At 69.7% G+C, this 12,463-nt stretch carries 7 protein-coding genes and 1 pseudogene; 5 read left to right on the forward strand and 3 right to left on the reverse strand.

Annotation, left to right across the window (positions count from 1 at the left end; genetic code table 11):
• The first annotated feature begins 2 nt into the window (after positions 1-2).
• The 4 genes from OG386_RS05515 (at position 3) to OG386_RS05530 (ending at position 5,505) form a co-directional block, all read left to right on the forward strand.
• Positions 3-917, forward strand: coding sequence for a carbohydrate ABC transporter permease (locus tag OG386_RS05515; protein WP_328787032.1), 915 nt, complete (start codon positions 3-5; stop codon positions 915-917).
• Complete coding sequence (locus tag OG386_RS05520) at positions 917-1,834, forward strand: carbohydrate ABC transporter permease (protein ID WP_328787033.1); 918 nt, start codon at positions 917-919, stop codon at positions 1,832-1,834. Before OG386_RS05515 ends, OG386_RS05520 begins: the two co-directional genes overlap by 1 nt.
• 190 nt (positions 1,835-2,024) lie before the next feature.
• Positions 2,025-2,924 (forward strand): ROK family protein, encoded by a 900-nt coding sequence (locus OG386_RS05525; protein WP_328787034.1) that lies wholly within the window; start codon positions 2,025-2,027, stop codon positions 2,922-2,924.
• Positions 2,925-3,378: 454 nt separating this feature from the next.
• Positions 3,379-5,505 (forward strand): family 20 glycosylhydrolase, encoded by a 2,127-nt coding sequence (locus tag OG386_RS05530; RefSeq protein ID WP_328787035.1) that lies wholly within the window; start codon positions 3,379-3,381, stop codon positions 5,503-5,505.
• Positions 5,506-5,759: 254 nt separating this feature from the next.
• Here OG386_RS05530 and OG386_RS05535 read toward each other — a convergent pair whose 3' ends face one another.
• Positions 5,760-7,349: a S8 family peptidase gene (locus tag OG386_RS05535; protein WP_328787036.1), complete on the reverse strand. Its 1,590-nt coding sequence runs from the start codon at positions 7,347-7,349 to the stop codon at positions 5,760-5,762.
• Between the two features lie 552 nt (positions 7,350-7,901).
• Here OG386_RS05535 and OG386_RS05540 point away from each other — a divergent pair.
• Positions 7,902-8,296, forward strand: a pseudogene (locus OG386_RS05540) (putative immunity protein); the annotation flags it as partial.
• Positions 8,297-9,741: 1,445 nt separating this feature from the next.
• On the opposite strand, the gene OG386_RS05545 reads toward OG386_RS05540, so the two are convergent.
• Both OG386_RS05545 and OG386_RS05550 read right to left on the reverse strand, forming a co-directional pair.
• Positions 9,742-11,694 carry a SulP family inorganic anion transporter gene (locus OG386_RS05545; protein WP_443053102.1) on the reverse strand — a complete coding sequence of 651 codons (1,953 nt, stop codon included), beginning with the start codon at positions 11,692-11,694 and terminating at the stop codon, positions 9,742-9,744.
• A 55-nt stretch (positions 11,695-11,749) separates the two neighbouring features.
• Positions 11,750-12,352, reverse strand: coding sequence for a carbonic anhydrase (locus OG386_RS05550; RefSeq protein WP_328787037.1), 603 nt, complete (start codon positions 12,350-12,352; stop codon positions 11,750-11,752).
• Positions 12,353-12,463 lie beyond the last annotated feature (111 nt).

Here is a 12,463-nt window from a genome sequence, read left to right on the forward strand (position 1 = left end):
TCGTGTCCACCACTTCATCCACCGCCCGCTCCGGCCGCAAGGGCCGGAGCGGCCTGGCCCGGCTGGGGCCGCTGCCCTGGATCGGGCCGGCCCTCCTGCTCATCGTCCTGGTCGTGCTCTGGCCGGTCTACGAGATGGTCCGCACCTCCTTTCTCCGGATCAGCAGCAGCGGGTTCGTCCGGGGCTCGGCGGGGTTCGACAAGTACGAGCAGTTGTTCGATGAGCCCTCGTTGCCCTCGGTCGTCCTGTCGACCGTCCTGTGGACCGTGGTGGTGGTCACCTCCACCATGGTGCTTTCCTTGGCGCTGGCCCAGCTCTTCAACCAGCGCTTCCCCGGCCGCCGCGTGACCCGCTGGGCCCTCATCGCTCCCTGGGCCGCCTCGGTCGTGATGACCGCCATCGGCTTCAAGTGGATGCTCAATCAGACCTCGGGCGTCCTGAACACGCTGATGGCCGACCTGGGAATCATCGACGGCCCCAAGGACTGGCTGGGTGACCCCTCGACGGCCTGGCCCTGGATGATGTTCGTCGCCGTCTTCGTCTCGCTGCCGTTCACCACGTACACCCTGCTCGCGGGACTGCAGACCATCCCCGGCGAGATCTACGAGGCCGCCAAGGTGGACGGCACCAGCACCTGGCAGACGTATCTGCGCATCACCCTGCCGCTGTTGAGACCGGCTTTCCTCGTGGGAGTCGTCATCAACCTCATCAACGTCTTCAACTCCTTCCCCATCATCTGGAGCATGACCCGCGGCGGCCCGGACAGCGCCACCGCCACCACCACCGTCTTCATGTACCAGCTGAAGAATTCCGACATCGGCCAGTCCGCCGCCATGTCCGTCGTGAACTTCGCCCTCGTCGTGGTCATGGTCGTCGTCTTCCTCAAGGCCAGCCGCTGGAACCAGGAGGAGAGCTGATGGCCCAGACCGCCCTCACCCCCGAGAAGACCGCCCCGCCCGCCTCGGCAACGCGACCCCCTGCGCGCGGCACACGCAGCGGCGCCTCACGGGCCCCCCGCACGACGCGCCCGCGCACCCTGCTGGTCACCGCCGTCGCCTGGCTGCTGGCAGCCCTGTTCCTGGTGCCGTACGCGGAGATGGTGATCACCGCGTTGCGGCCGGCGCACGAGCTGCGCGACGCCACCTACCTGCCGGCCGGCTTCGAGTGGGCGAACTTCGTCAACGTGTGGCGCGAGTCCCACCTCGGGGACAACCTCCGGGTCACACTGCTGGTCGCGGCGGGATCCACCCTGCTCGTCCTGCTGGTCGCCGTGCCCGCCGCGTACTACACCGCGCGCATGCGGTTCCGCGGCCGCAAGCTGTTCCTCCTGCTCGTGCTCATCACCCAGATGTTCCAGCCCACCTCTCTGCTGGTCGGTCTCTACCGCGAGTTCTACCAACTGGGCATGCTCAACTCGGTATGGACCCTGATCCTGTGCAACGCGGCCTTCAACCTCGCCTTCGCGATCTGGATCCTCACCGCCTACTTCGCCTCCATCCCCGAGGCCCTCGAGGAATCCGCCATGATCGACGGGCTGGGACGGGGAGGGGCGCTGCTGCGGATCACCCTGCCGCTCGCGATGCCGGGGGTCGTCACTGCGATGATCTTCACCTTCATCGCAGCCTGGAACGAGTTCGTGATGGGCCTGACGCTCTCCACCCTTCCGGAGAGCCAGCCGCTGACGGTCGGTATCAACGGCTTCATCGGCAACTACAGCGTCCAGTGGAACTACTTGTTCGCCGGCTCGGTCATCGCCATCGTGCCCGTCGTCATCCTCTTCGCGCTCATCGAGCGGAAGGTCGTCTCCGGCCTCACCGCCGGATCCGTCAAATAGCCCCCACAGCCGCCCGCCCCCTGCGCCCACACCCCCGGCCAGTAGGGGGCGGGCCCTTCCCTGCCCCCACCGGATCCACCTGAGGCGAGGAATGAGGAACACAGCTGCACGCGGTGAACCCAGCACGCGGACCGCACCGACCCGGCCCAGGGACCACACGGCACGACGCGCACGCGCGGCCCACGGGACCGTGATCGCACTGGAGGCGGGCGCCACCTACATCAAGGGGTGTGTCCTGGGCCCGGACGGCGTCCCACGGAACAGGGAACGCTGGTTCACCCGTCCCGAACGGGGGCCGGACGCCGTCCTCGAGACGGTCCTCACCTGTGCGGCCACGCTTGCCGAGCGCTGTCGTCCCACCGCCGCGGGCGTCATCCTCCCCGGCACCGTCGACGAGACCTCCGGCCGGGCGGTGCACGCCCCTGCGCTGGGTTGGCGGGACATCCCTGTCCGGGACTGGGTGGCCGAGCACCTGGACCTCCCCGTGGCCGTCGGACATGACGGGCGCACAGCCGGGCTCGCCGAGGCACGTGCGGGGGCCGGCCAGGACTGCGGGGACTTCCTGTTCGTCTCGGTGGGCGACGGAATCGGCTCGGCGGTCGTCCTCGCCGATCGGGTCCTCACCAACCGTTACGGGGCGGAGGAGCTCGGCCACACCGAGGTCCGGCCGGGAGGCGACCCGTGCCACTGCGGCGGGTGGGGATGCCTGGAGACGGTGGCCTCGTCCGCCGCCGTCACGCGCCGGTACTCACGGGCGACCGGATGGCGCGGCGTCGGCGCCCGCGAGGTGTATCACCGTGCCGACGCCGGGGACCCGGCCGCCCGCGCCATCTGCGGAGAGGCCATGGCGGCCCTGGCCGACGTACTGGCGGCGGCGATCGGCCGGTACGCGCCAGATCGGCTGGTCGTCGGTGGCGAGCTGGCCGAGGCAGGTGCCTCGCTGCTCGCAACCCTGCGGGAGGCCCTCGTCAGTCGGCTCGGCTCACCGGCCGTACCGGAACTCCGGCTCGCGGGGTTCGGCGAATCGGCGGGCCGCGTGGGGGCGGCACTTCTCGCCAGGGACCTGCAAAACGCACACACGCGCGGGTAGCCACCACACCGGACGGTCCGCCAGGGCGCGCCGGCGGGTGCGGGATGCAGTGGCGGGCGACGGCATCGCGCCCTGGGACCCCGCCCTGGTCCCGGGTCCTCCGAATGAAGGAAAGCTACGACGCCGTAGGTCTTGACGCTCCCTTCTCCCACTGACACCTTTTGGCTCAAGTTGCTTGCAAGTCGGCGATTAGGAGCAACTACAAGCAAGATCTGCGCTCAGTCGCGCGTCGCGCGTCGCATGATCCCCCGCCGCACCACAAGTGGCTCGCAGCGTCATGATCCTGGCGGGGGACGCGCGTTGCCCGTGACGCGTCGGAATGGGCCCCCAGGGGCCGATTCCGACGTACGAGCCGTGCGCGCCAGCGTTTGCCCTCGCCGGCGCGCATCGCACCCCCTGGCGGCCCACCACCTGGTGTGCTGCCCTCCCGCCTTCCCGTCCGAAGGAGTCAACGATGCGCTGGTTGCGCCGTCGAGGCCGTCACCTCGCCGTCCTCGCCACAGCCCTCCTCACCCTCCCGCTGCCGACCGCTGCCTCTCAAGCGGCGACCACTTCCCCCACGCCCCACCCCGCCCCCTACGCCCTCGTTCCACGACCGGTCTCGCAGCAGGCGGTGCAGGGCCAGGGGTTCACCCTCACCCACCGGACCCCGATCGCGGTCCTGTCGAAGAGCCCCGCGGCGTTGGGCGTCGGCACCTACGTGTCGAAGATGCTCGCCCCCGCGACCGGCTACACCCTGCCGGTCGTCAGGGACACACAGGCACGGAAGAACGCCGTCGTCCTGGACCCCAACGGCCCCAAGAGCCTTGGGGCCGAGGGATACACCCTGTCGTCCGGAAAGCATGGTGTCGTCGTGAGGGCGCACGGGGCGGAGGGCCTGTTCCGAGGAGTCCAGACGCTGCGCCAGCTGCTCCCGGCCGAGGTGGAGTCCCACAACAGACAGCCCCGCCCGTGGACCGTCTCGCCCGTACAGATAACCGACTCCCCCCGGTACGGGTACCGGGGCGTGATGCTGGACGTCGCCCGCCGCTTCTACCCGGTGGAACAGGTCAAGCGCTACATCGACCAGGCCGCCGCCTACAAGATCAACACTCTTCACCTGCACCTGACCGACGACCAGGGCTGGCGCATCGCCATCGACGCCATACCGAACCTGACCAAGGTGGGTGCCAGCACCCAGAGCGGCTTCACCGGCGGCACCAACTGGTACTACTCGGCGGCGGACTACAAAGAGATCGTCGCCCACGCCACGTCCCGCTTCATGACCGTGGTGCCCGAGATCGACGGCCCCGGACACACCCAGGCCGCCCTGGCATCGGTGCCCGAACTCAACTGTGACGACAAGGCGAAACCCCCCTACTCCGGCTTCGACGTCGGCATCAGCCTCTACTGCCTGGAGGACAAGGAGCACACGGCCACCACGAGCAGGTTCCTGCGGACCGTCATCAAGGCGGTGGCCAGGCTCACCCCCGGTCCCTACATCCATCTCGGAGGCGACGAGACCCCCCAGGCCACCCAGGAGCAGTACGGCGCCTACGTCAAGGCTGCCACCGAGGCGACCACCGGGCGGGGCAAGACCGTGATGGGCTGGCACCAGCTCGGTCAGGCCGAGGTCCCCTCCGGCAGCATCATGCAGTTCTGGGGCGAGGCCGCTGACCGGGAGAGCATCGGCACCCCGCGGGAGACCGAGAGCATCCGCTTCGTGCGCAACGGCGTCGCCCAGGGCGCCAAGTTCGTCATGTCCCCCTCCGACCATGCCTACCTGGACATGAAGTACGACGTCTCCACCCCCTACGGTGTGAGCTGGTCCGGATACGTGCCGGTGCAGAAGTCCTACGAGTGGGACCCGGCGACGAGCACCGCCAAGCCCGACGGCACCGGCTCCATCGTCCCGGCCCGGCAGATCGCCGGCGTCGAGGCCGCCCTGTGGGCCGACCGCGCCTACGAGGGAAGCGACGCCCTGCCGACCCCGAGCACTCGCTGGCCCGAGCCCCACGCATACGCCGACTACATGAGCTACCCCCGCCTCCCCGCCCTCGCCGAGGTCGGATGGACACCCCAGTCGGCCCGTGACTGGAAGGACTTTCGCCAGCGCCTGGCCCAGCACGGAACGCGCTGGTCCGCGGCAGGGATCGGCTACCACGCCGCGCCCGGCATCCCCTGGCCCGGCACCGTGAAGGTCGTGGAGGGCGCGCACAGCGTCGAAACCGGCGGCAAGGCACTGGACAACCCGGGCGGCTCCACGTCCGACGGCACCGGACTGGTCCTGTGGGCGCCGAACCGCGGCAGCAGCCAGACCTGGACGTTCACCCGGCAGTCCGACGGCTCCTACACCATGACCAACAAGACGTCCGGGAAGTGCGCGGAAGTGACCGGTGGCCCCGGCGCCGTCGTCGTACAACGAACTTGCGGCAACCAGGCCGACCAACGCTGGAAAGTCATCCCGCTCGACGACGGAGAACACACCATCACCTCCGCCAGCAGCGGTCTCCTGCTCACCGCCGCCGCGGCTTCCAACGGTGCCACGGTGACCCAGCAGGAGAGCAGCGGCTCCGCGCTGCAACGCTGGACGATCGACTGACCGTCCCCCACCGCCCGCTACCCCCTCCCCCGCTCCGGACGCGCCTCGAGCAGGCCGTCCGGAGCGGGGCCACGCCTCGTCCGGAGCGCGCCGCGGGCCAGGGGCGTCCGGACGGCACTGTCCGGCCGAATGCCACAGGCAGGCGGCGTGCGGGGTGTCCGGCAGTCACCACGGCGCGGCGGGGACGGCCGCTTGAGCGGCCGTCCCCGCCTGTTCATCCGGTTCCGCGGGGGCCGTAGGCCCCTCTCCCACACTCAGAAGAGGAGGGCCCAGGAGTCGATCTTCCCGGTGTCGCCCGTCGCAAGGTCCGCGACCTGGAGCTTCCACACGCCGTCGGCCACCACTGCGGAGGCGTCCACCAGGTAGGTCTGGACGATGTCGTCATCGCTGCCGCCGGTGTGGTTGCGCAGGTTGTAGACGGTGCCGTCCGGGGCGACGAGGTCGACCCGCAGGTCCCCGACCCAGGTGTGCCGGATCTCGACCGATACGCGCAGGGCGGCCGGCGCGCTGCCGGTGATCCCGCTGGCAGTGATCGGCGACTCGACGGTGGAGTGGTCGGCGATCACGTAGTCGTCCGAGTTCTCGAAGCGGGTGCCCGGCTGTGGCGGCGTGGCGCCGTCACCGACGTACAGGAACCGGTTCGGGGAGCCGGGTCCGGGGGCGGTCACGACGTCCCGGGTGGCGACGGCGGCGAGGCCCTCGGCGACTTCTGCGGGACTGCTGTGCGGGTGCTGCGAAAGGTGGAGGGCGGCGGCACCCGCGACGTGCGGGGCGGCCATCGAGGTACCGGAAATCGTGTTGGCGGCGTGGTCATCGGTGTTCCATGCCGAGACGATGGAGGCGCCCGGCGCGAAGAGGTCCAGACTGCTGCCGTAGTTGGAGAAGGAGGTCTTGGCGTCGCTGCTGTTGGTGGCGCCCACGGTGAGGGCTTCGGCGACGCGCGCCGGGGACCTGGTACTCGCGTCCGTGTACTCGTTGCCCGCCGCGACGGCGTAGGTGACGCCGGAGGCCACGGAGTTGCGCACTGCGGTGTCGAGCGCGGAGTTGGCACGGCCGCCGAGTGACATGTTGGCCACGGCCGGTTTGACGGCGTTGGCTGTCACCCACTCGATGCCGGCGACAACCTGCGCGACCGTACCGGATCCGGAGTCATCGAGGACGCGGACGCCGACGATCTTCGCCTTCTTGGCCACACCGTACAGGGAGCCCGCGACGGTGCCCGCGACGTGAGTGCCGTGGCCATTGCCGTCCTGGGCGGTGTTGTCGTTGTCGATGGCGTCGAAGCCGTCGAAGCCGCGGCCCCCGAAGTCGCTGTGAGTGATCCGCACACCGGTGTCGATGATGTAGGCGGTCACGCCCTCACCGGCCTGATCCACGGGGCTGTAAACTTGGTTGAGCGGCAGTACCCGCTGATCAATGCGGTCCAGACCCCACGACGGGGGGTTGGGCTGGGTGGTGGCGGCACCGTCGAGTGTGACGAGACTGTTCTGCACCACGGACTTCACCGCCGGGTCGGCCGCGAGCCTCCTGGCCTGCGCCGCCGTGAGCTCGGCGGAGTAGCCGTTGAGGGCGGCGGAGTAGGTCCGGTCGATCTTCGCGCCGTACCGCTTGACCACAGCCCTGCCCCCGGCATCCGTGGAACGGGCTGCAGAGTCCTTCAGGATGACGATGTAACTGCCGGGAACGGTCCCGGCCGCTCCCGCGTTCTCGACAACACCCTGCGCCTGAGCGCTGCTTCCGGCTGCCGACGCGGGCAGGGTGGAGGCCGCGGCGAGCGCAGCGGCCAGGATCGCGGTCCCGGCGATGCCGGCTAAGTGCCGGCGGGTATGACGCATCACAAACATCGAAGGTTCCTCCTCCTAGGTGGTGCGGAGCGGGGGTAGCCCGGCGGTCCTGCGGCACGCATGGCATGGCCATGCCAATTGCCACGATTCGACACACCTGATACCGCATCAAGCGTCGCATGTTTACGCGAACATACGATTTCTCGGGAGTAAAATCCATCTCACCGGCGCCCCATGGCCGATGCCGGGCTGGTACCAGCGGGCGGCCGTGTTGATCTCGCCGGTGACCGTGTCGGTCCAGCCGGACTGCGCCGAGAACCCGTAGTTGCGGGAGGAGGCGCCGACCGTGCCGGTCGCGGCTGACACCCATCCGGTGCCACCACCGCACGCATTCACACTGCGGGTGCCTCATTTGGATCCGGTACTCCGAGGTAGTGGCGCAGACCGCGGTGACACGCCCCTGCTTGCGAAAGCTCGAACGGATGGACGTGAACGTACCGGCCCCGTGACCTTCTGTTGCCGGACCCTTCATTCCCTGCGCCAGGCGGCTGACCGGCCGCCAGGACACACCGCAGCGAGCGGCGCCGATGTGCGCAGGAGGGAGTGCACGTCATGATCCTCCCGAAGGTCCGCGACCCTCGCTTCGTGACGATCCGCCGTGGTGGGACTCTCACTGATGCGGATCATCGCCTCCTCCCTCTATGGGCCGCCGCCTGTGCAGAGCACGTCCTTGGCCTCTTCGAGGCGGCCCAGCCTGGGGACCCGCGACCGCGTCAGGCGATCAAGCAGCCCGGGCCTGGGTGCGTGGCGAGGTCAAGATGATGCAGGCTCGCGCGGCGGGCGGCCATGCGATGGGGGCAGCCAGAGACCTGCGTGGGGCAGCACGGCCTGCCGCGTACGCCGCCGGCCAGGCCGGGGCCGTCGCCCACGTCGCCGCGCACGAGCTCGGCGCGGCCGCCTACGCGATCAAGGCCGCACGTGCAGCGGCACCGGAAGGTCACCGGGAACCACCGTCCAGTTGTGTGGGAACGCGGGAAACACGGAGCCGTTTGAGGTCGGGGATGTGGTTGTGGAGGGTGCAGGTCCAGATCCGATACATGCCGCACGACGACCGCAGCATCGAGTTCTACGACGGCGAGACGCACCTGTGCGCCGCCTACCCGACCGGCCAACTCACCGCGGCCCAGACCGACGCCTTCCGCGAGCGCGCCCGCGCGGAGGCGACACGTCTCGGCCGGGAGCGGCGCCGCGCCTCCCGCCAGGCCCGCCGCACTCTCGCGCCGATGACCGGCAACGGCACCCCGCCCGCCGAGCCCCGCCCGGTGCCCGAAGGCGACGGCCGGACCCGTACGCAGCGCGAGCGCGACCGGCGCTCGCCGCCAGGGCCAGCACGAGCCTGTTCGGACCTATCGGCCCCACCGCCGACCCGGAGCCAACGCCGCGACCGGCGTCGTCCACGGCCCGGCCAGCACCGGCAAGACCTTCGCCGTCGAGGCCGCCCTCGAAGCCCCCGCCTGGGCCCGCCCCGAGCTCGGCGGCCCGTACGCCCTGCGTCGTGCGGCACCCCAGCACTTCACCCTGAGCCCGCGCAACGACGTCCTCACCAGCAGATGGATTGGCTCCATCCCGCCGACCACGATCGGTCCTGGCGCACCCCCACCGGTCCTTGGATCGCGACGTCCTCACCGACCTCGCCGCCGTGGTGCTTTTCCACGCGCACCACGTCGGAAGCGTCTCCCCGCACGACCGGGACGCACCGGAGTGGGCCACCCCCATCGCGGGGCGATCTCGTCCTCCCGCAGCTCCCAGCCGTCGGCCTCGCACGGCGCCCGCCTGGTGCGAGGGGCGCCGTACGGATCCCGTACGGCGCCCCTCGCGAGACATCCAGGTCGGGCGCAGGACCTACCGTTGTGCATGAGGTGCAGGAGGGTTGGAACGTGGAGGTGCCGCTGAAGTGCCCCTGGCCCGGGCCGTACAGGATCAGCTGGTGGCAGAGGTGTCATCAGCGTTGCCGACACCCTGAGTGTGCCGGCAGTAGCCAGTCGAGTGGGATGCATCGCCGCGGCGAGCCGGAGGCCGTCCGCGCCCCCGCCCGTCTCACGTTTCTGCTCCACGCAGACTCAGTACGGATGACGTAACGGGACAGGCTTCGCCAGTACCCCGGTGGCCGGATGGTGGGTTTGCTGGACGGTTGTCTTCGCCCTGGGTCCTACTGTGTGCGCGGGTGCGGTGAGCAACGCATGGAGGTTGCACAGCAGCATGAAAAGACCGTTGTTCTCCTCGACGTTGCTCTGCTGGCGAGGGATCATGCGGGGTCCGCGTGCCTCCCTCGTGGCTTCCGGACGGGGGGCGGGGGGACGGGCCGAGCGGTGGTTCGGGGCGCCGGGTTCGTCCCACTGGGTCTGGCAGCCCGCGCACGTCGTGTGCTTGGGGTGCAGGCGCACCGGGCGCTTCATTGTTGGGTTCCTTCCCAGTAGGCACGTTCGGCGGCGCGCTCGTCCTCGGGGGTCCAGTGGCTGGCCTCCGGCGGATCGTAGGCGTGCCCGTAGTCGTAACTGCCGGGGTGTGGGGCACCGTAGGCCGCGTTGTACGAGGCCGCGTGCGGGGCGCCGTAGTTGGAGACCACGTGGTCCAGAACCGCGTAGTTCGTGGCTGTCTGGATCGGGACGCCGTGCTGCCAACCCCCGGCGGCGGCGTGCGGCCATGGCTCTGCGACCGGGTGCTGCTGACCGGGGATCAGGCCGACAGCCGGTGTGGGGATCGGGCCGGGGAACTGCGCGGTCTGTCCCTGCGGGTGTTCCAGTCCTGCCGGGAAGTCCGCTTCGAGGGTGCTGTGGTCGGGTGCCGTCGTCTTCTCTGGCGGGGTGCCCGGCAGGAGGAGTTCCACGTGTTCGGCGCCAGCCTTGCGCTGTCGTTCGGCGAATTCCTCCACCTGGCTGCGGCATGCGAGGTCGAGGTGGACCACGGCGGTGAGGTCCAGATGGATGCGCGGCATGCCCGCGACAGAGTCCAGGGCCTCGATCAGCTTGGGCAGGCGCAGGAATGTCGCGTTGCCGCTCATGGTCAGGCAGGCGGTGTTGTCGACCGAAGTGGTGCGGAAGGCGATCCTGGACATGCGCAGGGCGACCAGGACGATGGCGACGGCCAGACCTGCGAGCACGCCTTCGAGGAGGTTGGCGACCACGATGGCGACGGTCGTGATGATCATCACGATGCCCTCGCCGCGGTCGGTCTTCCACATCTTCGGGAAGGCGGTGGGGTCGAAGAGTTTCCAGCCCGCGTGGAGGAGGATGCCGGCAAGTACCGCCACCGGAATGAGGCCGAGCAGGCCGGGCAGCAGCAGCCCGAAGCCGAGCAGCCAGCCGCCGTGCAGCACGCGGGAGATCTTGGTCTTGGCGCCGGCCTGGACGTTGGCGGAGCTGCGGGCGATCACTGCGGTCATGGGCAGTGAGCCGAGGAGTCCGCACAGAACGTTGCCGATGCCCTGGGAGAACAGCTCCGCGTTGTACTTGGTGCGTGGCCCGTCGTGCATCCGGTCGACGGCGGCGGCGCTGAAGAGGCTTTCGGCGGAGGCGATGATGGCGAAGGTGATCACCATAGTGATCACTGCGGGGTCGGCAAGGCCGGCGAAATCGTCCGGTCCGGGGAAGTTCACCGCGTCCAGCAGACTGCCGAAGACCACCCGCTTGACCTCGATGCCGGGCAGGGCGGCGAGGACGGAGCCGAGCATGACGGCGATCAGGGGAGCGGGCACTTTGGACAGGGGGGCGGGCACTTTCTTCCACAGGAAGCAGATCGCCAGGGAGCCGATACCCAGAAACAGGGCGGCCAGCCGGTGTGGGTCGGCCAGGGTGGACTGGACCAGGTGCGGCAGGCCCCCGATGTTCTTGATGGCCGAGCCGAGCTGCTTGGCGTCCATGACGGCGTAACTCTGGCTCAGCATGAGCGGCAGCCCGATGCCGGCGAGCATGCCCTGGACCACGGCCAGGGAGATGGACTGGAACAGACTTCCCAGTCTGAGCGCTCCGAGCCCCATCTGGATCAGGCCGGAGGCCAGGATGACGGGGCCGAGCAGGGCCAGACCGTGCTCGGTGGTGAATTCCAGGCAGAGCCCGGCGAGGCCGGCGGCCGGCCCGGATACCTGCAGGCTGCTGCCGGGCAGGAAGCCGACGACCAGGCCGCCGATGATCCCGGAGATGATGCCGAGGGCGATGGGGACGCCGGAGGCGGCCGCCACTCCGATGCACAGCGGCAGCGCCACCAGAAAGACGACGAGGGAAGCGAGGATGTCCGTGCCGGCGGAGGCCGGGCGGGCCGACGGGCCGACGGCGCTATGGGCCGACCGGCCGGGTCCCCGGCGTGCGTGGCGTGCGCTGCCGGCGGAGCGTGTGTGTTCAAGGGGCACGGGTGTTCCTTTCGCGCGCACCGGTCACCCGGTGCGCGTGCAGGGGGGCGTGGTCTCAGTGCTGGCCGAATACACCTCGTGTCTCGTCGAGCTCCCACAGATCCCCGGTGTCCACCCGGTAGAACCAGCCGTGCAGGCTCAGTCGGCCCGCGGCCGTGCCGCGCTCGATCTGCGGATAGCCACGCAGCGTCATCAATTGCGCGGTGACGTGGCGCTGTACGGCGTCCGGCAGCGCCGGGTCCTTCGGCGGGATGTCGAGCAGCCCGGTCAGTGCCGGTCTGGCGAAGTCCACCCAGCCCGCCACGCTGGGCAGATGGGTCAGGTCCTCACCACGGGCCACGGCCCCTACCGCGCCGCAGTGCGAGTGTCCGCACACGATGATGTCGCGGACCTTCAGGACCTCCACCGCGTACTCGATGGTGGCGGCTTCGCCCGACCGGTAGCCCGGCCGGTAGGGCGGCACGATGTTGCCGGCGTTGCGCAGCTCGAAGAGTTCGCCCGGCGCGGCCGCGGTGATCAGTGTGGGCACGACCCGCGAGTCCGAGCAGGTGATGAACAGCGTTGCCGGGCCCTGCCCGAGCGCGAAGTCCCGGAAGAGTTCCTTCTCGCGGGCTATGCGGTGTCGAAAGGAGCGGGCCCGCTTCAGTAGGTCGTCCATGCTCACGTCTCCTGGCTCTGAAACATCCTGGGTGGATGTCATGGGTGAGAGCCTGTGGCGAATACATGAGCTAGTCGTGGGTTACCTGTGAGAGTGCTCTCACGGACGCGC

Source organism: Streptomyces sp. NBC_00273 (assembly GCF_036178145.1).
Classification (GTDB): Bacteria; Actinomycetota; Actinomycetes; order Streptomycetales; family Streptomycetaceae; genus Streptomyces.